17 protein-coding genes and 1 pseudogene are annotated in these 18,880 nt (G+C 71.5%); 10 read left to right on the forward strand and 8 right to left on the reverse strand.

Annotated features, from left to right (window positions below):
* Positions 1-1,236: an MFS transporter gene (locus ACQP2O_RS26525; RefSeq protein WP_433190530.1), complete on the forward strand. Its 1,236-nt coding sequence runs from the start codon at positions 1-3 to the stop codon at positions 1,234-1,236.
* 14 nt (positions 1,237-1,250) lie between these two features.
* On the opposite strand, the gene ACQP2O_RS26530 is transcribed toward ACQP2O_RS26525, so the two are convergent.
* Positions 1,251-3,818: a hypothetical protein gene (locus ACQP2O_RS26530; RefSeq protein WP_433190532.1), complete on the reverse strand. Its 2,568-nt coding sequence runs from the start codon at positions 3,816-3,818 to the stop codon at positions 1,251-1,253.
* A 91-nt stretch (positions 3,819-3,909) separates the two neighbouring features.
* On the opposite strand from ACQP2O_RS26530, the gene ACQP2O_RS26535 reads away from it, so the two are divergent.
* Positions 3,910-4,887: an EamA family transporter gene (locus ACQP2O_RS26535; protein ID WP_433190534.1), complete on the forward strand. Its 978-nt coding sequence runs from the start codon at positions 3,910-3,912 to the stop codon at positions 4,885-4,887.
* On the opposite strand, the gene ACQP2O_RS26540 is transcribed toward ACQP2O_RS26535, so the two are convergent.
* Entirely contained in the window at positions 4,868-5,605 is a 738-nt protein-coding gene (locus ACQP2O_RS26540; RefSeq protein ID WP_433190536.1) for an ABC transporter permease, read from the reverse strand. The genes ACQP2O_RS26535 and ACQP2O_RS26540 overlap by 20 nt on opposite strands.
* The gene (locus ACQP2O_RS26545; RefSeq protein WP_433190537.1) at positions 5,595-6,527 is read right to left on the reverse strand and encodes an ATP-binding cassette domain-containing protein; all 933 of its coding nucleotides are present in this window, start codon (positions 6,525-6,527) and stop codon (positions 5,595-5,597) included. The genes ACQP2O_RS26540 and ACQP2O_RS26545 overlap by 11 nt, the downstream gene beginning before the upstream one ends.
* A gap of 73 nt (positions 6,528-6,600) precedes the next feature.
* Here ACQP2O_RS26545 and ACQP2O_RS26550 point away from each other — a divergent pair, with 73 nt between their 5' ends.
* The 4 genes from ACQP2O_RS26550 to ACQP2O_RS26565 all read left to right on the forward strand — a co-directional run bounded on the left by ACQP2O_RS26550 (position 6,601) and on the right by ACQP2O_RS26565 (position 11,656).
* Complete coding sequence (locus ACQP2O_RS26550; RefSeq protein ID WP_433190539.1) at positions 6,601-7,236, forward strand: TetR/AcrR family transcriptional regulator; 636 nt, start codon at positions 6,601-6,603, stop codon at positions 7,234-7,236.
* Positions 7,237-7,434: 198 nt separating this feature from the next.
* Positions 7,435-9,045 (forward strand): ribosomal protection-like ABC-F family protein, encoded by a 1,611-nt coding sequence (gene abc-f / locus ACQP2O_RS26555; protein WP_433190541.1) that lies wholly within the window; start codon positions 7,435-7,437, stop codon positions 9,043-9,045.
* Between the two features lie 158 nt (positions 9,046-9,203).
* The gene (locus ACQP2O_RS26560) at positions 9,204-9,806 is read left to right on the forward strand and encodes a TetR/AcrR family transcriptional regulator (RefSeq protein WP_433190543.1); all 603 of its coding nucleotides are present in this window, start codon (positions 9,204-9,206) and stop codon (positions 9,804-9,806) included.
* Positions 9,803-11,656, forward strand: a complete 1,854-nt coding sequence (locus tag ACQP2O_RS26565) for an alpha/beta fold hydrolase (RefSeq protein WP_433190545.1) — start codon at positions 9,803-9,805, stop codon at positions 11,654-11,656. The genes ACQP2O_RS26560 and ACQP2O_RS26565 overlap by 4 nt, the downstream gene beginning before the upstream one ends.
* A 76-nt stretch (positions 11,657-11,732) precedes the next feature.
* Here ACQP2O_RS26565 and ACQP2O_RS26570 read toward each other — a convergent pair whose 3' ends face one another.
* The gene (locus ACQP2O_RS26570) at positions 11,733-12,644 is read right to left on the reverse strand and encodes a LysR family transcriptional regulator (RefSeq protein ID WP_433190547.1); all 912 of its coding nucleotides are present in this window, start codon (positions 12,642-12,644) and stop codon (positions 11,733-11,735) included.
* A 243-nt stretch (positions 12,645-12,887) separates the two neighbouring features.
* On the opposite strand from ACQP2O_RS26570, the gene ACQP2O_RS26575 reads away from it, so the two are divergent.
* Complete coding sequence (locus tag ACQP2O_RS26575; protein WP_433190549.1) at positions 12,888-13,319, forward strand: tautomerase family protein; 432 nt, start codon at positions 12,888-12,890, stop codon at positions 13,317-13,319.
* Positions 13,320-13,386: 67 nt separating this feature from the next.
* Here ACQP2O_RS26575 and ACQP2O_RS26580 read toward each other — a convergent pair whose 3' ends face one another.
* Complete coding sequence (locus ACQP2O_RS26580; protein WP_433190551.1) at positions 13,387-13,785, reverse strand: hypothetical protein; 399 nt, start codon at positions 13,783-13,785, stop codon at positions 13,387-13,389.
* A gap of 263 nt (positions 13,786-14,048) precedes the next feature.
* Entirely contained in the window at positions 14,049-14,459 is a 411-nt protein-coding gene (locus ACQP2O_RS26585) for a RidA family protein (protein ID WP_433190553.1), read from the reverse strand.
* 209 nt (positions 14,460-14,668) lie between these two features.
* On the opposite strand from ACQP2O_RS26585, the pseudogene ACQP2O_RS26590 reads away from it, so the two are divergent.
* Positions 14,669-14,998 (forward strand): annotated as a pseudogene (locus tag ACQP2O_RS26590) (IS982 family transposase); the annotation flags it as partial.
* Positions 14,999-15,185: 187 nt separating this feature from the next.
* Positions 15,186-16,064 (forward strand): arylamine N-acetyltransferase family protein, encoded by an 879-nt coding sequence (locus ACQP2O_RS26595; protein ID WP_433190555.1) that lies wholly within the window; start codon positions 15,186-15,188, stop codon positions 16,062-16,064.
* A gap of 58 nt (positions 16,065-16,122) precedes the next feature.
* Here ACQP2O_RS26595 and ACQP2O_RS26600 read toward each other — a convergent pair whose 3' ends face one another.
* The gene (locus tag ACQP2O_RS26600; protein ID WP_433190557.1) at positions 16,123-16,590 is read right to left on the reverse strand and encodes an SRPBCC family protein; all 468 of its coding nucleotides are present in this window, start codon (positions 16,588-16,590) and stop codon (positions 16,123-16,125) included.
* Positions 16,587-16,907: an ArsR/SmtB family transcription factor gene (locus tag ACQP2O_RS26605; RefSeq protein WP_433190559.1), complete on the reverse strand. Its 321-nt coding sequence runs from the start codon at positions 16,905-16,907 to the stop codon at positions 16,587-16,589. Before ACQP2O_RS26605 ends, ACQP2O_RS26600 begins: the two co-directional genes overlap by 4 nt.
* 338 nt (positions 16,908-17,245) lie before the next feature.
* Here ACQP2O_RS26605 and ACQP2O_RS26610 point away from each other — a divergent pair, with 338 nt between their 5' ends.
* On the forward strand, positions 17,246-18,871 hold the full coding sequence (locus ACQP2O_RS26610; RefSeq protein WP_433190561.1) for an MFS transporter: 1,626 nt from the start codon (positions 17,246-17,248) through the stop codon (positions 18,869-18,871).
* The last annotated feature ends 9 nt before the right edge of the window (positions 18,872-18,880 follow it).

Raw genomic sequence — 18,880 nt, forward strand, 5'->3', positions numbered from 1 at the left:
ATGGCAAGGACCCATCCGGAACGCGTCGACGCGGCCCCCGCCCAGGGAACGTCCGGGGGCCCTCCGACCTGGTGGGTGTGGCCCGCGGCGTGGCCGGTGACCGCGGTCTTCGTCCTGTCGAACGCGGCGACGCCGCTGTACGTCCTGTGGCAGCGCGACATCGGCTTCTCCAAGGGCACGCTGACGGTGATCTTCGCCTTCTACATCGTCGGCCTGCTCGGATCGCTGCTGATCTCGGGCGTGCTGTCCGACCGCGTCGGCCGCAGGCCCGTCCTGCTGCCCGCGCTCGCCCTGGCGATGGCGGCGTGCGTGATCTTCGCGACCGCCTCGACGGTGGCCGCGCTGGTCGTGGCCCGGCTGTTCACCGGCATCGCGGTCGGCGCGGTCGTCTCCGCCGGGATGGCCGCGGTGACCGACGTGGCCGGACCACACCGCAAGCGGCTCGCGGCGCTGCTCGCCTCGACCGCGATGGTGTTCGGCGCGGGCCTCGGCCCCTTCCTGGCGGGTGTGCTGTCCGAGACCCTGCCGGCGCCGACCGTCACCGTCTTCATCGTCGAGGCGGCCCTGCTCGCGACGGCGTTCCTCACGGTGCTGCGGATGCCGCTCCGCCGCCCCGCGGCCCCGGCGCCGGGCGCCCGCGCCTGGATACGCGTGCCCGGGGTGCCGCGAGGCGACGGTGTCCGGCTGATGCTCGGCGTCGCCGTGTTCGGCCCCGGCATCACCGCGACGTCCTTCGTGCTGTCCCTCGGCCCGTCGCTGCTCGGCGGGCTGCTGCACACCACCGACCGGGCGCTCGCCGGTGCCATGGCCTTCGGGATGTTCCTGGCCGCCACCGGGGTGCAGTTCGCGGTGCGGAGCCTGCGCCGGCCCACGATCCTGCTTCTCGGAGCGGTGAGCACGACCGCCGCGATGGCCGCGCTCGTCACGGCGGTGCACACCTCATCGGTCCCGCCGCTCATCGCCGCGGCCGTGCTCGCCGGGATGGGTCAGGGCGCGGGTCAGCTCGGCGGCCTGTCACTGCTCAACTCGAGCGTCCCGCCCCAGCGGCTGGCCGAGGCGAACGCGGCGCTCAACGTGGGCGGCTATGTCCCCGCGGGCGTCCTCCCCGTGGCGGCCGGCTACCTCAGCGACGCCATCGGGCTGACCGCCGGCGCGACGCTCTTCGGCGCCGTGCTTGCGGCCCTGGCGACCGCCGGAGGCCTCACCGTCCTCGCCGGCCGCCGCCGGATCCGGTGACCCGGCCACGCACGTCAGGGCTCGAGCTCGGCGGCGACGCCCTGGAAGTCCTCGATGGACAGGGTCAGGGTGTTCTGGCCCTTGAACATGTGGGTCTCCTCACCCGCCTGGCTGAGGTGGTGGTTGCAGGCCCGGTCGAGGTAGGCCTCGACGAGCCGGGCGTTGGTGAGCCGACCACGCCCGCGCAGCGCGGCCAGGTCTCGCCGGGCGACCTGCCAGGCCTCCGGCGCGAGCTTCAGGCGGCGTTCGCCGGCCAGCAGCGCCGCGAGGTGGACGCGAAGCCCGGGGTCGGACAGGTCGGGCAGCCGTACGGTGCGGAAATCGGTGATCAGCTCGGGGATGGCGTCGGTCAGCTCGCGCAGCCGGCCGGGCGCGCAGGTGGCCGCGAGGGTGGTCTCGCTGACGCCCTCGACCCGCGCCCGATACAGCGCGGAGGCGTACGCCGCGCCGCGGTCGTCGTCGAGGACGACCGTGTCCAGACCTTCGATGAGGAGCGTGTGGCCGTTGTACTCGGCGATGCGCTCGCGGAGCCGCCGGGGGTCGATCTCGGCGAGTTCGTCGGCGAGCAGCGTGTGGACCTCGCCGCTGCCCACGCCGGCCTCGGCCAGCGCACGGGCGATCATGCGGGTGAGGCGGCGCTGGCCGCTGGACAGCTCGCCGACCAGAAGCACCGACGGCCACGACGCGCTGGAGACCTCCTGCCCCCGGAGGCTGAGCGCCCAGCTGCCGCGCCGCCGCAGCTCCGTCAGCAGCCGCTCGACGTCGTCGGGGCCGGGCAGGAAGCTGATGCCGTACGCCTCCACCAGCTGGGGGCCGGGATCGGGCCGGTACGCCGCCGCGTCGGGCCACGGCGGCGGCGTCGATCCACGGGCCGCCTGATCACCCGGAGAGATCGAGGTGGGCGGCACCGGATCCGGCGTGATCGAGGTGGGCGGCACCGGGTCGGGCGTGATCGAGGTGGGCGGCGCGGCCGAGAAGGGAGCCGTGGGGTCGGGCGCGACCGCGGTGGGCTCGGGGACCGGGCCCACGGCAGGAGAGGCCGGCGCGACCCCCGGACCGGGTGTCCCGGGATTGGAGGAAGGGCCGGACACCCCGGGATTCGAGGTCGGAGGGTTGGACGACGGACCGGAGGCCGAGGGGAGGGGCTCCGAGGAGGGCCAGGCCGTCGTCGCCGGCTGTGCCGGGGGAGGAGAGTCGGCCTTGCGCTGCTCGGCGAGGTGGGCGCGGGCGGCCTCGATGATCTCCCACGGCGTGAGGGACTCACCGGGGCCCGGATCCGGCCCGGCGGCGATCGTCGTCATCAGCGCCGCCGGGACGGCGAGCCCGGGCCGGGGCGGCGCCACGCCCGCGAGCCGGCACGATGACAGCGCGGCCGCGTAGGACGCGGCCAGCAGACTCCGCAGGATCTGCGGGTCGGCGCCGGAGACCGAGCCGGGCAGCGTGCCGTCGGCCGGCCACAGCTCCCGGAGCGGGTGGCCCGGCTGCCCGATCGTCTGCAGGGTGCGGACGCCTTCGGGGTCGAGCCAGGGCAGCACCGCGGCCGCCGTACCGGGGGCGGCGTCGAGGTCGGCGGCCAGCAGGGCGAAGGCGACGCGCCGGGCCTCCGCCGGCCCGGCCGCGGCGGCGGGCAGCGCGGCCGCGGCGGCGGCGAGGTCGTAACAGGCGAGCCGGAAGTGGTCGCCCGGCGCCGTGTCGCGCAGCAGCGTCACCCGCAGCTCCGGCGGGCAGCGGCGCAGCCACTCCTGCACGATCGCCTGGTCGCCGAACCGCACGCCGGCGTGGTCGCTGGGGACCATCCGCAGGGTGGTGCCGGCCATCGCCGCGAGGGCGTCGGCGCGGGGCCGGAAGGCGGGCTCGCCGCGCAGGGCCTCGGCGGTCTCCCACAGGGCACGCGCGACGTACGAGGCGCCCATGGGGTCGTTGGCACGCAGCCGTTCGGTGTAGGCGCCGATGATCAACGCGAGTGGAGGCTCGAGGAACCAGCGCGGGCCGTGCGCGGCCGGCGACAGGTGACGGGCGAACAGCCCGACGAGGGGATGGTCGGTGTCGGAGGCGGGAGCGCCCGCGCACCACAGCACCGCGAAGAACGACGCCGCCACGGGACTGGGGGTGCCCGGCGCGAAGAGAGGATCCTGCATCGGGAACTGGGCGGGATTCGCGCCCCCTGCCGCGGCCACGGTCTGCTGGAGCCGGCCGAGCACGGCGGGGGCCGGCGGCGCGCCGAACAGGCCGTCGCCGGCCAGCGGACCCGGGGTGAGGTCCGGGCCCGTCGTCAGCAGCGAGGGCGGGGCCGGCGGCCGGCCGGCGCCCGGCGGGGCGGGCATGACCGACTGGCGTGCGGTGGGGTCGAACGGGGGCGGGCACAGGTGCCAGTTGCCGTCCAGTCCGCAGCGATACCAGCGGCCCCAGGCCCCGAACAGCCACCACTCGCCGGCCCCGGCGAGCATCCGCGACGTGATCGCCTCGGCACGCGCTTGTGGCGGCGCGCCCATCCACCAAGGGGAGGAGGTCATGCCGCGCACGTCTGTCTCGATGGCCGCGAACGGGTCGTTCGGGGGTGCGGCCGGGGCCTGCCAAGTCACGATGCGCATCGTAGTGCGTCACATACGACACCTTTGCAGCGCGTAATGACCGTAATGTAGATTGACTCCTGAAATGGAAGGGGGTGGGCGTGTGAACGCTGCGCGACTCAAGGCGTCCGGACTGGGCTTCGCGATCGTGTCGTCGATCGCCTTCGGCACGTCGGGGCCGTTCGGCAAGGCACTGATCAACGCCGGTTACTCGCCGATGCAGGCGTCGTGGACACGGGTCGCCGGCACCACGTTGATCCTGGTGCCCCTCGCCCTCCTGCTGCGCGGCCGTGCCGCCGGGCGCGCCGTCCGGGGCCGATGGCCGCTCCTCCTGCTGTACGGGCTGATGGGCGTGGCGGGCTGTCAGTCGCTCTACTTCGTCGCGGCGTCCCGGCTGCCCGTCGGCGTGGCCATCCTCCTGGAGTTCACCGGGCCCGTCCTCGTCGTCGGGTGGCTGCGGTTCGTCCGGCGGGCCCGGGTGCCCCGGACCGCCGCGGTCGGCGTCGTGATCGCCCTGGTCGGTCTCGCGTGCGTCGTGCAGGTCTGGTCCGGCCTGAGCCTCGACCTGCTCGGGCTGCTCGCCGGGCTCGGAGCGGCGGCCTGCCAGGCCGCCTACTTCCTGATCATCGACCGGGTCGGCGACGAGGTCGATCCCCTCGTCATGACGGCCGCCGGTTCCGCCGTCGGCGCGGTGGCGCTTGCCGTGGTCGCGCCGCCGTCGGGGATCCCGTGGCACGTGCTCACCAGCGGCGTGCCGTTCGGCGACCGCCTGGCCCCCGGCTGGTTCCTGGTGGCGTGGATCATCCTGGTCAGCACGATCGTCGCGTACCTCGCCGGGGTCGCCGCCGTCCACCGCCTGTCGGCCCCGGTCGCGGGCGGCGTCGCCTACCTCGAGGCGGTGGCGGCGGGCCTGTTCGCCTGGATCACCCTCGGCGAGCGGCTGAGCCCCGCGCAGCTCGCCGGAGGGGCGATCGTGCTGGTCGGCGCGTTCGTCGCCCAGCGGTCGGTCGCCCCCGACGAGCCCGTCATGGAACACGTGCCCGCCCTGGAGGGCGCGGGCGTCAGGAGTGCTGACGCGTGAAGGTGCGGGTGCCGACCGCCAGGGCGGCCACGGCGAACGCCGCCGAGACGCCGAGACCGGCCGCGAGCGTCACCGACGCGTAGTGCCCGGCGAACGCCGCCCGCAGCCCCTCCACGCCGTACCGGAAGGGCGTGGCGCGCGACACCGCGTCGAGCCAGCCCGGCGCCGCCGACATCGGCAGCAGCGCCCCGGACAGCAGCAGTAGCGGCACCACGACCGAGCTGGACAGCGGCGCGAACAGCTCCTGCCGCCGGAGCGTCAGCGCGAACGCGTACGAGAGTGCGGCCAGGCCGGCGGCCAGCGGAACGAGCAGCGCCAGGCCGATCAGCAGCCCGGCGAGGGGAACCCGGAAGCCGAACGCGACGCCGACCGCGATCACGATCACGGCCTGTCCGAGGAGGACGACCGTGTTGGTGAGCACCCGGCCCAGGAGCAGGGCCAGCCGTGAGGCCGGCGTGACGCGGAGCCGTTCGAGGACGCCGAACCGCGCGTCGAAGACGATCCCGAACCCGGCCAGCCCCGCGCTGAGCAGGGAGAGCTGGATCAGCACGCCGGGCACGAAGATCTGCCAGCTGTCGTGCCCGAGATAGGTCCCCAGCAGCGGTCCGAACAGGGCGAGGTTCAGGACGGGCTGCAGGACGCCGAAGATCATCCCGAGCCACCCGCCCAGGGTGAGCCGCAGCTGGTGGCGGAAGATCAGCCAGATGTCACGCGGCACGGGCGACCGCCTTTCGCTCGGTGAGGGCCAGGAAGACGTCGTCGAGGGTCGGGCGCGTGTGCTGGATCGACAGCGGCTCGACGCCGGCCGCGTCCAGGGCCCGCGTCAGCTCGATCAGGATGCGGTCGCCGGGCTCGACGGTCAGCCGCAGCGTCCGCCCGGTGACGCGCACCTCCCGGACGTAGGCCAGGTCGGCGAGCGCGGTCCTGGCCAGCCCGGGGTCTCCGGCGATCTCGGTGGTGACGACGTCGCCGGCCAGCCGGGCCTTCAGGTCGTCCGGTGAGCCCTCGTCGACGATGCGCCCCTGGTCGATGATGAGGATCCGGTCGCACAGCGCGTCGGCTTCGTCGAGGTAGTGCGTGGTCAGGAAGACCGTCGTGCCGTGCCGGTCGCGCAGCCGCCGGATGTGCTCCCACAGCGCGCTGCGGCTCTGCGGGTCGAGGCCGGTGGTCGGTTCGTCCAGGAACACCACCGCGGGCCGGTGGACGACGCCGAGCGCGATGTCCAGGCGCCGTTTCTGCCCTCCGGACATCGCTCCGATCGCCCGATCGGCGAGGTCGAAGTCCGCGAGCAGATCGCGGGAGCGGGAGGGCGCGTCCGGTACGCGGTAGAGCCGGGCCTGCAGCACCAGCTCCTGCAGGGCGGTGCACGCGGGATTGGTGCTGCCGCCTTGGGCGACGTAGCCGATCCGGCGTCGTACGCCGGCCGGATCGGCGATCAGGTCGTGCCCGGCCACGGTCGCGGTGCCGGCGGTGGGCCGCAGCAGCGTCGTGAGCATCCGCAGGGTCGTCGTCTTGCCCGCGCCGTTCGGCCCGAGGAAGCCCACGATCTCCCCGGGTCTGACGGCGAGGTCGACGCCACGTACGGCGTCGGCGCTGGAGAAGGACTTGGCGAGGCCGTGCGCCTCGATGACATGGTCCATGCCCGATAGAGTAGCCACAAAATTAGAGTCACACCAAAATTTGTGTGACACCAGCGCGGATACGATGACGGTCATGGCGGAGGAGCTCGGACTACGGGAGCGCAAGAAGCGCGAGACGCGACAGCGCATCGCCGACGTCGCCATGGGGCTGTTCATGCTCCGCGGCTTCGACCAGACGACGGTCGCCGACATCGCCGAGGCCGCCGACGTGTCCGTCAACACGGTCTTCAACTACTTCAAGACCAAGGAGGACCTGTTCTTCGACCGCCAGGACGCCGCCGTCCAGAGCCTCGGCCGCGTCGTGGCGTCCCGGCGCGAAGGGGAGTCGGTCGTCGACGCGCTGCGCCGCGACTTCTATGAGGCGCTGGACGAGCGGGACTGGCGTTACGGCATCGTCAACGGCGCCGACGACTTCTTCGAGATGGTCGTCGAGAGCCCGTCGCTGCGGGCGCGGATGCGCGAGATGGGCGAGCTGCGGAAGGAGTACCTGGCTCAGGTCCTGGCGGAGGAGACCGACGCCGACCCCGACGACCCCACGCCGCGCGTCGTCGCCGCGCTGGTGGTCGCGCTGACACACGCGATCTCCATGGAGTACCTCCAGCGGCTCCGCGCCGGCGAGAGCCACGCGGCGATCCTCCCGGCGGTGCGGACCGCCGTCGAGCAGGGCTTCGAGCTGCTGCGGTCCGGCATCGGCGACTACCCCGCCTGACCCAGGGCACCAGCGCGGGCGGAGTCGGCCGCCCGGTCGGCGGCCGCCGTTGATCGTCATCGGGAAATCCTGTTGCGCTCGGGGAGACCGGTCTGCCATTCTCTTAATGCAACAGATGTTGCGATTAGCCGTGATGGAGGAGAGCAGCAGCCATGGGCCTGGCCCCGAACACCGCGATGTCCGTCTGGAACCCACGCCGTGTATCGGAGGCTCTTCTTGTCAACTCAGCTCACCCTGCGGGGCGTCGCCAAGTCCTACGGTGACCACCGCGTCCTCGCCGACGTCTCCTTCTCCGTACGGCCCGGCGAGCGCGCCGGCCTCGTCGGGGAGAACGGCTCCGGCAAGTCCACGCTCCTCCGGCTGATCGCCGGTGCCGAGCGGCCCGACGACGGTGAGGTGACCGTCATGGCCGACGGCGGAGTCGGTCACCTCGGCCAGACGCGGGAGCTGCCGCCCGGCGGCTCCGTCCAGCAGGCGATCGACGCGGCCCTCGCGGACCTGCGGGCGATGGAGCGCCGGATGCGCGATCTCGAGGCCGACCTCACTGAGGACCGGTTCGAGGAGTACGCCGCGCTGCAGGCCGCGTACGAGGCGCGGGGCGGCTACGAGGCCGACGCCCGCGTCGACAAGGCGATCCACGGCCTGGGACTCGCGCACCTGGACCGGGATCGCGCGCTCGGCAGCCTCTCCGGCGGCGAGGAGGCTCGGCTGGCGCTCGCCTGCGTGCTGGCGGCCTCCCCGGAGATCCTCCTGCTCGACGAGCCCACCAACCACCTCGACGAACCGTCGATGACCTGGCTGGAGGACCGCCTCCGCACCCACCACGGCACCGTCGTCGTGGTCTCCCACGACAGGCTGTTCCTCGACCGCGTCGCCACCGTGATCTACGAGGTGGAGGACGGCTCCGTGGGCCGCTTCGGGGGTGGCTACACCGGGTTCCTCGCCGAGAAGGCGGCGGCGCGCGTCCGCTGGGAGCAGGCGTACGCCGCCTGGTGCGAGGAGATCGAGCGGGTCGAGACCCACGCCGCGACCACCGCGCGCCGGGTCGCGCCCGGCCGGGCGCGCAAGGACGGCAACAAACTCGCCTACGACCGCGACGCGGGCCGGGTGCAGAGCTCGATCGCCGGGCGGGTCCGCCAGGCGCAGGAGCGACTGCGCAGGCTGCGGGAGAACCCGGCGCCCAAGCCGCCCGAGCCGCTGCGCTTCGACGGGCTGTTCCGCGAGGGCGACCACGACGGGACGCTCGCCGAACTCCACGAAGTGACGGTCGGCGACCGGCTGCGCGCGGTGTCCCTCACGGTGGCCGCCGGCGATCACCTGCTGGTCCACGGGCCGAACGGCGCGGGCAAGTCCACCCTGCTACGGGTCCTCGCGGGGGAGGAGCCCGACTCCGGGACAGTGTCTCGGCGCGGCCGCGTCGGCTACCTGCCCCAGGAGGTCGAGTTCCCCGATCCGCGGAGATCCGTGCTGGCGGTGTTCGCCCAGGGCCGGCCCGGTCATCCGGAGGAGCACCGCGCGCGGCTGGTGTCGTACGGGCTGTTCCATCCCGACGCCCTGGCCACGCCCGTCGGCGCGCTGTCGGTCGGCCAGCGGCGGCGCCTGGCCCTGGCCCGGCTGGTGGCGTCGGAGAGCGACCTGCTCCTGCTCGACGAACCCACCAACCACCTGTCGCTGGTCCTCGTCGAGGAGCTGGAACAGGCGCTTGACGACTTCCGGGGCGCGCTGGTCGTCGTCTCCCACGACCGGGCGCTGCGGCGCCGTTTCCCAGGCCCGCGGCTGGAGATGCGCGACGGGCGCATCGCCGCCTGATCGCCCGCTGTTCGACCCTTCTGCCCGGGTGACGGGCGGCTCGCCGCGGGGTGCCGGGCAGGTCCCGGCGTCCCGCGGCGACCGTGCGGCCCGCCGGGAACTTACTTTGTAAAGGGCGTCGGCTGGCGAAAATCTGTAGACCAGTCTATTCTTCCCTCGTGATCACCAAGGGAGAGCGGACCAGCGCCCGGCTGGTCGAGTCGATGCTCGAGCTGATGCAGGCGCGCGGTTACAGCGGCACGGGTCTCAACACGGTGGTGGAGCACTCCGGGGCCCCGAAGGGGTCGCTCTACTTCCACTTCCCGGAGGGCAAGGAGGCGTTGGGGGAGAAGGCCGTCGAGCTGGCGGCCGACCGGTTCCGCACCCTCTTCGCCGAGACCGCGGGCGACGCCGCGAGCCCCGGCGAACTTCTCCGGCGCGTCGTCGACGTCCTGATCGAGCTCCTCACCGACAGCGATTTTCAGCTCGGTTGCCCGGTCTCCGTGGTCGCCCTGGAGATGGGCGCACACAGCGAGCGGCTGCGCACGGCCTGCGCGGTCGCGTTCGAGTCGTGGATCGGGCCGGTGACCGAGTACCTCGTCGGCCGCGGTCACCCGCGTCCCGCAGCGCGCAGCCTGGCCACGGCCGTGGTCAGCGGTCTGGAGGGCGCGATGATCGTGTCCCGTGCCCGGCGTGATGTGGAGGCGTTGCACAGCGCCGCCCAGGTGCTCGGCGATCTCGTCGACCAGCCGCCCGCCGGTGTCGCGAAGGGGAACTCATGAACGGACCGCACGCTCTCGTCTTCGGGGCCACCGGATTCGTCGGCCGGCACCTGATCCTGGCCTTGGACCAGGCCGGGGTCCGCGTCACCGCGGCGATCCGCGAGAGCGGCTCCGCCGCCGGCCTGCGGGCCTGGCTCGCCGAGCGCGGGTGCCGGGCCGTTCCCGCCTGCGTCCGTGTCGACTTCGACGCTCCCGCGTTGCTCGAGGGCGACGCGTCGGATCGATCGGATCGGGCGGATCCGTCGGATCGGTCGGATTGGGAGGACGTCACCGACGTCTACAACTGTGCGGGGGCCTACCGGTTCGGCATGACGGTCGCGGAGGCACGTCATGCCAACGTCGACAGCGTCCGGGCGATCGTGGCGTTCGCGGCGCGGCTGCCTCGCCTGCGGCGCCTCGTGCACGTCTCGGGCTACCGCGTGGGAGGGCAGGACCCCGCGACGGTGCCGTGGAGCGAGGAGGTCGTGCGGCGTACGTATGAGCGCCTCGGCGCGTACGAGGCGTCCAAGGTCGAGTCCGACGCCGTCGTCCAGGCCACCGCCGACCGGCTGGGCGTGCCATGGTCCATCGTCAGTCCCTCCAGCGTGATCGGGGTCAGCGCGAGCGGCGAGTCCGACCAGCAGCTCGGGCTGGCCGCGAGCCTGCGGGACATCTGGCACGGTTCCGTCGCCGCGCTGCCCGGAGACGCGCGAACGTTCGTCCCGGTCGTTCCGGTCGACCACCTCGCGCGTTTCATGACACTGCTCCCGGAGGATCCGGCCGCTCAGGGGAAGGCGTTCTGGATCCTGGACGACGACACCCCGCCGCTGCCGGACCTTCTCTCGCTCGTGGGCCGGCACTACCAGGTGAAGGTCCCACGGCTGAGGATCCCCGTGTCGCTGGTCCGGCGCCTGCCGACCGCGCTGACCAAGGCGGACAAGGAGACGCTGACCTTCCTGTCGTCCGACCGGTATCCCACCGGACCGGCCCACGCGTTCGCCGAACGTCACGGGCTCGAACTCCCCGACACGACTAACTCGATCCTGCGGTGGGCGGACCACCTGGCCGCCCACCGGTTCGGCGCCGTGTCCGCCCGGCGACCCGCGCGGCGGTTCACCCGGCACGCGGGCGTGCGGACGTTCGGCATCGGTGAGCCGGGTGCACGGACCCTGGTGCTGCCCGGTCTGCCGGTCAACGCCGACACCTGGGCCACGGTCGGCGACGCGCTCGGCGACGCACGCGTGGTCGACCTTCCGGGCCTCGGAATGAGCGCGGGCCGCCCGGATGACCTGTCCGCCTGGTCGGCCGCTCTGGTCGAGGAGACCGGCCCGGTGCACCTGGTGGGCCATTCCATCGGCGCCGCCGCCGCTGTACAGGCCGCCGTGGCGCACCCGGACCTGGTCGAGCAGCTCACTCTGGTGTCGCCCTTCTTCCTGCAGGCACGCGCAGGGTTCGCCGCCCGAGTCGTCCCGGTGAGCCGTTGGTATCTCGGCCGGGTCGGCCCCGAGGCCCTGTCGCGGCTGCTCACCGGCGACACCGCCCACGCGGAGAAACTCGCCTCCAGCGTCGAGGACCTGCACCGCGGGCGCGTCGCCGCCCACGTCGCGCGACTGCTGGCCGACGCCGCCCGCGAGCGGTGGCGCAGCGAACTTCGCGCCGGGCTCGAGCGCTACCCGGGGTGCGTGTACGTGGTCGTGGGCGCCGAGGACCCACTGACCGACGAGGGCCGGGCGCTGGTGGACCGGCTCGGCGCACGGGCGAGGGTGACGACGATCGACGGAGCGGGTCACCATCCTCAACTCACCCACGAGGCGCGGTTGGTCCAGGCGATCCAGGACCACGCCCCGACGCGTACCGGCGCGCGCGGATGACCCTTCGCGCAGGCCGTGCGGCAGCGGCCTGCGCGGGGACGCCGGCGGCTGTTCGTATGTCCGGGACGGGGACGGTTCAGTCGGCGAGGTGGGCGGCTTGCTGGCGCAGGGCGCGTGCCAGCGCCTGCCGGGGTGTCCCGAGGGGACCCGGCATGCGCACCAGGCTGACGCGTCGTACCTCCTCCGCGACGCCTTCGACGGGCACGACGCGTACGCCGGGCGGGACGGCGGGCAGCAGCGCCGGCGTGGCTGTGGTGATGCCGGCACCGGCCGCGACCAGGTGCAGCTTGGTCAGCCAGTCGCGGGCAGTGTGGTGGACCGTGGGCCGCCCGGGCAGACCGGGCCAGACGCCGAGCAGCGGCTCGTCTGCGGTGCCGGGGCTGGCGATCCATGGTGCGCCCGCGATCTCCTCGACGCTGACGCTGCCCCGTTCGGCGAACGGGCCGCCCGCCGGCACCGCCACGGCCAGGTGCGCTTCCAGCAGCGGCTCGACACTCAGGGGCGGATCGTCCGTGTCGGGCGAGCGGTGCGGTGGCCGGGAGGAGAGGAGTGCGAGATCCAGGGTGCCGGCGCGCAGCGCGCGCACCAGTGAGGGAGTGGTCCCCTCACGCGTCGTCACCCGCAGGTGCGGGTGGTCCTGGCGCAGCATCGCCAGGGCACCGGGCACGATCACCGCTCCGGCGGTGGGGAAGAATCCGAGCCGGACACGGCCCCTCTCGACCTCCTCCGCTCCGCGCAACTCCCGGTCGGCGGCCTCCAGGGCGTCCAGGGCGACGACGGCGTGCCGCAGCAGGGCACGGCCCGAGCCGGTCAGCCGGACACCGCCGGGGTAGCGGTCGAAGAGCCGGGCGCCGGTCGCCTGTTCCAGCGCGGCCATCTGCCGGGAGACGGCCGACTGCGTGTACCCGAGCGCGTCTGCTGCGGCCGTGAAGGTACCCCGCTCCGCCACTTCGCGCAGCACCCGCAGCCCGACCAGCGTCATCTCCATGAGCTCCCCATGAGTAATCGGCATATCCATTATGCCGAACATTCGCTGGCGGAATGCCCTCCGTATTCCTAGCGTGGAGGGCATGAACGAGCACCCCGCCAACGGAGCTTCCGGATTGGGAGGCCGGTTGCCCCTCCTCCCGCCCGACGCCCTCGATGAAGCACCGCGCGCACTGCGCTGAAGCACCAACGCGTCAGGCGTCACTGGTGACCGACACAGAAAAGAAAAGGAAGGCAAGAGATCATGCCTCTGATCAACATCTACCTGCGCCAGGGGACCACCCCCGAGTACCGCCGGAATGTGTCCCTGGGCATCCACACGGCCATGGTCGACGTGCTGAAGGTCCCCCAGGACGACCAGTTCCACGTCTTCCACGAGGTCTCGCCCGACAACTTCCAGATGCAGCCGGTCGTGTTCGGCCTGCGCCGCAGCGAGCGCGCCATGCTCATCCAACTGTCCTTCAACCACCGCACCCCTGAGCAGAAGGCCGAACTGTTCCAGGCGATCGTCGACAGCCTCCGGCTGTACGCGGACGTCCCCGAAGAGGACATCCTGATGACGATCATCGAAACGGCCAGCGAGAACTGGTGGGCCGCCGGCCGCGTCGTCAACCCCACCACCGGCTACGACGAGCGCATGAACGACGCCTTCACCGGCGCCGAGGCCACGAGCTGAGGCCGGCGCCGACGTCGGCCGTCGTCCCTGCCCAGGAGATCATTAGGGGATCCGATGATTCCGCCCATCACGCCCCGTTATGGGTGTCAGAGGACTCGCGCTCGCGACGGACGTAGTCGAGGTATTCGTCCTGGACCACGGCAAGGTTGACCCAACGGCCTCGCACCGCCGAGGTGAGCTCTTCGGCCAGCGGCATCGCCGCCACAGCATCAGCAGCCCGGCCGATCTGACGGCCGAACTCACCGTCTGGATCAGCCGGAGGAAACTCCCAAAGATCAGCGAAGTGCTCGCCACCTACATCCTCAGCGACATGGAGTACGATCGCGAAGCCGTCCTTGACGAGGTGAACCTCCACCCAACTGATCACCACCCGGCGATCCTTGGCACGACTCGACCCCAGGAACTGCGCGATCGCCTTCCCGCGCCGCAACGCCCCCAGAGCAAACGAGTCCGTCAAGTGCCGCATCGGGATATCGTAATGATCAACGCCGACAGCCCCCACCCGCACCTCATTACCTAGATGATTGATTCCAAGGGATCGCCTGCGCGCGTGTCCTTCGACACTGAAGCCAGTCGTTGTGTCATTCAATCCAGTCGACTGGCAGTTGAGTCGACTGGCGGTTCATGTAATGAGCCGAAGGGCGGCAACGCTCACAGAGGCGGGCTCATCGTTGCCAGGCCTCTTCCGGTCCACGGCCGTGCTCGGCCGCCATGGGATATCAGCGGGTCTCAAGAATCGAGTACGGCGGCGATGGCCTCGATCTCGACGAGTTGGTCCTTGTAGCCGAGCACGGTGACGCCCATCAAAGTGCTGGGGACGTCGTGGTCGCCGAACGAGTCCCGGACTACCTCCCAGGCAGCCACCAGATCCTCCCGCCGGGCTGACGCGACGAGGACCCTTGTACTGATGACGTCCTGGAGTGACGCACCGGAGGCAGTGAGGGCAGCCTGCATGTTCTCGATGGCTTTCGCTGCCTGGCCCGCATAGTCCCCGGTCGCTGCCGTAGAGCCGTCATCGTTCAGCGGGCACGCCCCGGCGAGAAAGATCAGGCGTGACTCGACGGGTGTCGTGGCCGCGTAGGCGTACTCTGCGACGTCGGAGAGGGAGGCGGAGCGGATCAAGGTGATGGCACGAGTCACGGTCATCGTGTCCTTTCGCGTCGGACGTGGAGCGCAGACATCCTGCCAACGCCGCGTTGGTTCCCGCATCCTCTTTTCTTCGCCGACCCACCACGCAATGACTGCCGGCGGAGACCGACCGCGAGGCGACTGCGTTGGATGGCACAACGACTGGCTTCGCTGATCAATGACGGCGCGTGAGGCGAGGCGAGAGAGCCCAAAGTCGTGCTGTGACACCAGATTTGGACTCCCTCGCCACCGCACTGTACGCGCGGATCGACGACCTGTTGAAGCAGTCGCCGCAGTTGACTCCCTACCGGCCGGAGATCGGAATCGAGCCTCAGCTCAGCGATGCGGAGCTGGTCACGCTCTCGGTGATGCAGGCCATACTCGGCTTCACCTCCGAGCGCAGGTGGATCCGGTATGCCCGCTCCCACCTGCGGCATCTGTTCCCGTACCTGCCCAAGCAGCCGGGCTACAACAAGAGGCTGCGTAAAGCAGTGATGGTCCGTGTCCTGCAACGCATCCTCGCACTGACTGCCGCAATCTGGCACAACGACCAGACCGGACAACCCACCATGCGCTCATTGACCGCCTACGACCACTGACCCCTTGGAATCAATCATCTAGGGTCACCGCGAGGTTGGAGAGCGGGACTCAACGGGCGACAGTCGGATACGCGAGCTCACCAGTACGCCCGTCGAGTGATCGGTCGTCGAGTTATGATGCGCGGCGGGGGTGCGTGATATGGCCGGTTTCGACGCGTCGGGATATCTCCGTCGGCTCGGTCTGGCCGACCTCGGGCCGCCGAGCGTCGCCGGCTTGCGGGCCCTGCACGCCGCGCAGGTCGAGCGCGTCGCCTATGAGGCGCTGGACGTTCAGCTCGGCCGGCTCACGTCCATCGACCCGTACGACTCCGCGGAGCGCATCGTGTCCGGCCGCGGCGGTTACTGCTACCACCTCAACGGCGCGTTCTCCCTCCTGCTGGGCGCGCTCGGGTACGACGTGTCCTGGCATCGGGCGGGTGTGCAGGCCCGGCACGCCCCTGAGCCCCCGGGCGTGGAGCTCGCCAACCACCTGGCGCTCACCGTACGCGGGCTGCCCGCCGAGGACTGCCCGGAAGGGGAGTGGCTCGTCGACGCGGGGCTGGGCGATGGGCTGCACGAGCCTCTTCCGCTGCGCGCGGGGGAGTACGTCCAGGAGCCGTTCCGGTTCCGGCTGCGTCCGTCGGACGTCGAACCCGGTGGGTGGCGGCTGGACCACGATCCTCGCGGCACGTTCATCGGCATGGACTTCGGTCTGCGGACGGCGGTCGTGGGGGAGTTCCTCGACCGGCATCACCACCTGTCGACGTCGCCGGAGTCGGGATATGTGCGCACGTGCACGGTGGTGCGGCGGGACGCCGACGGCGTCGACGCGCTCACCGGGTGCGTCCTCCGGCGGATCGGCTCCGGTCCGGATCAGCGGCGCGTGCTGGATTCCCAAGAGGAGTGGTACGCCGTGCTCGCCGACCTGTTCGGCCTGGCGCTGACCGACCTGGACGCCGTCACCCGGGAGGCCCTGTGGGGTCGCGTCCGCCGCGCCCATGAGGACTGGAGCGCCGACCGCGACCTCGTGAACGACTGACCTATATCGAACTTACTATGTAAAGGTCGCGGCCTGGTGGCGATGACGATTCCGTCGATCAGGCGAACGCCTCGTCGATGGCCGTGGTGATCCCGGCGAGGACGCCCGGCCAGCCGCTGCCCATGAACCGGTGCGAGACCATCTGGTAGGGGCTGTCCGGGGCGAATCCGTCGTGCACGAGGAAGAGGCGGGTGCCGGTGCCCTCGGGCTCGAGCGTGAACGTGACGGTGGACTCCAGGTCGCTGGGGTCCTCGGGTGCCGCGCACCAGCTGATCCGCAGCATCTTCTCCTCGACGAAGTCGAGGACGGTGCCGTGGCCGACGCCACCGAATCCGGCCTGCGGGATGGGGTGGGCGTGGAAGGTGAAGGCGTGGCCGATGGCCAGCTTGAAATCGTTGGGCATGAGCCAGCGGGCCATCAGGTCGGGATCCGTCAGCGCTCGCCACACCCTGGCGGGCGGGTGCGGCAGGTATTCGTCGACGTGGATGGCGTACGGGTCGTTCGGGTCGTGCTCGGTGTGGTTCACGGATTCTCCTCGTCCAGGACGTTGCGCAGGGCCGTCAGCCGCTCACGCCAGAACCGCTCGTACGGGTGGAGCCAGTCCTGGAGCTCGACGAGCGGCTCGGCCTCGAGCCGGTAGTGGCGTTCGCGGCCGTTCTTGCGCTCGCTGACCAGCCCGGCCTGCCGGAGCACCCGGAGGTGCTCGGAGACGCTGGGGCGTCGCATCGCGAAGTGTGAGGCCAGGTCGTTGACCGTCCTGGGTCCGTCGAGCAGCAGCCGGAGGAGTTCCCGGCGTACAGGGTTGGCCAGGGCGGCGAACACGTCATCGGTCAGAACAGCCACAACACGTAGGATATCTCCTACCTGTTATAGGTAGGAAGCCCCCTACGCTTTTTGATCGGCCAGGGGCCGAAGGCAGAGCGCTGTGTTAGGCTCCGGGCCGACTTCTCACCGTTGGGCTTCGCGCCTCGCCAACCAGCTTCACCCGGGTCCCGACGACACGGGGAAGGTGGAAGTCGCTCACCACACCGGGAAAAGGGTGTTCTGTGGTGGTGGCGACGTGCTTCGGCCCTCCGGTTCTTTCCGGGCCCACGGGGATCTGCCAGGGACCGCGTTCTGGCGTCAGCGGCCACGTCCGCGTCACCATCCAGCACAGCCGGTTCCTCAGGGAGGTCTCCGGAGTGCCGGAAGTCAAGTCCGCCGAGATACCCGCCACGCAGCGTCCGTGGCCGGTTCTCGTGATCATGTGCATCGGCTTCTTCATGTCGTTGCTCGACGGATCCATCGTCAACGTCGCCATCCCCACGCTGATCCACGGCATCGACGCCTCGTACGACCAGGTGCTGTGGGTCGTCGACGGCTACCTGCTCGTCTTCTCGGTGCCGCTGATCACCACCGGGCGGCTGGGGGACATCTTCGGATACCGCCGGCTGTACGTGATCGGCATCATCACCTTCACCATCGCTTCGGCGCTGTGCGGGCTGGCCGACTCACCGGCCTGGCTGCTGACCGCCCGGGCGCTGCAGGGGCTGGGCGGGGCGCTGCTGTTCCCCCAGGTCATCTCGTCGATCCTGACGATCTTCCCTCCGCAGCTGCGCGGCCGCGCGTTCGGGCTGTTCGGCGCGATCGTGGGCTTCGCCCCGATCGTCGGCCCGGTCGCCGGCGGCCTTCTCCTCACCCACCTCGGCTGGCGCTGGATCTTCTTCATCAACGTCCCGATCGGGATCGTCACCGCCGTGCTGGCGCTGACGCTCGCGCCGCCGATGCGCTCGGGCCGCACCCACCGGCTCGACCTGGTCGGCGTGGCGCTGGCCACCGCCGGGCTGAGCGGCGTCGTGTTCGGCCTCATCGAGGGAGAACGCTATGGCTGGGGCACCATCGCCGGGCCGATCAGCATCGCCTCGGTCATCGTCGCGGGCGTCGTGCTGCTGGTGGTGTTCGTGCTCTGGCAGCACCGGCAGCGGGACGAGCCCCTGATGCCGCCGGCCCTGTTCGGCGCGCGCAACTTCGCGGTCGGTAACGGGGTCGGGTTCGTCTTTCAGCTCGGCATGATCGGCATCATGTTCGTGCTGGTGCTGTACCTGCAGATGGCGCGCGGGTACTCGGCGCTGGAGACCGGCCTGATCGTGCTGCCGAACGCCGTGCTCACCGCGGTCGGCTCGGCGTACGCGGGGCGGCTGTCGGACAGGTTCGGCGGCAAGTACATCCTGATGGCCGGGATGACGCTGCTGGCCGTCGGTCTGCTGGTGCTGGTCGCCATGGCCGGCCCCACCAGCAGTGCGTGGGGCCTGCTGCCTGGTCTGACCGTCATCGGGATCGCCGGTGGCGCCACGTTCGCGCCACTGCAGCAGGCCACCATGGACGGCGTCGATCCGCGGCTGGCCGGGGCGGCCTCCGGCGTCTCCAGCACCACCCGGCAGATCGGCGGCGTCCTCGGCACCGCCGTGCTGGGCGCCCTGCTGTCGGCCCGCCTCTCCTCCACCCTGCGCGGCGAGGCCGAGAAGCGCGCCGGCCGGCTCCCGGAGAACCTGCGCGCCCGGTTCATCGCCGACAGCACCGCCGCCGCCCGGCACTACCGTCCGCCCACGCCGCCCGGCGGCCTGAACCCGGCCACGACCAGCCTGTACGAGCGCGTCACCACCGATGCGTTCGCCGCGGGCTTCGTCCACGCGATGCACACCGCCTTCGCGGCGTGCGCCGTGGTCCTCGTGGCCGCGTCCCTGTTCTGTTTCCTGTTCAGCCCGTCCAACCGGCCGACGAGCACGCGCGCTCCGAGGAGGCCGGCCGAGACCATGCCGCAGGACTGACCCCCGGTG

The organism is Actinoallomurus sp. CA-150999, from assembly GCF_050942425.1.
In the GTDB taxonomy this organism is placed as follows: domain Bacteria; phylum Actinomycetota; class Actinomycetes; order Streptosporangiales; family Streptosporangiaceae; genus Actinoallomurus.

Coding starts and splice junctions, on each gene's coding strand:
- ACQP2O_RS26580 (WP_433190551.1), bottom strand. CDS start 13,785: ATGCGGCACTTGACGGACTCGTTTGCTCTGGGGGCGTTGCGGCGCGGG.
- ACQP2O_RS26565 (WP_433190545.1), top strand. CDS start 9,803: ATGAACGGACCGCACGCTCTCGTCTTCGGGGCCACCGGATTCGTCGGC.
- ACQP2O_RS26550 (WP_433190539.1), top strand. CDS start 6,601: ATGGCGGAGGAGCTCGGACTACGGGAGCGCAAGAAGCGCGAGACGCGA.
- ACQP2O_RS26595 (WP_433190555.1), top strand. CDS start 15,186: ATGGCCGGTTTCGACGCGTCGGGATATCTCCGTCGGCTCGGTCTGGCC.
- ACQP2O_RS26575 (WP_433190549.1), top strand. CDS start 12,888: ATGCCTCTGATCAACATCTACCTGCGCCAGGGGACCACCCCCGAGTAC.
- ACQP2O_RS26570 (WP_433190547.1), bottom strand. CDS start 12,644: ATGGAGATGACGCTGGTCGGGCTGCGGGTGCTGCGCGAAGTGGCGGAG.
- ACQP2O_RS26525 (WP_433190530.1), top strand. CDS start 1: ATGGCAAGGACCCATCCGGAACGCGTCGACGCGGCCCCCGCCCAGGGA.
- ACQP2O_RS26545 (WP_433190537.1), bottom strand. CDS start 6,527: ATGGACCATGTCATCGAGGCGCACGGCCTCGCCAAGTCCTTCTCCAGC.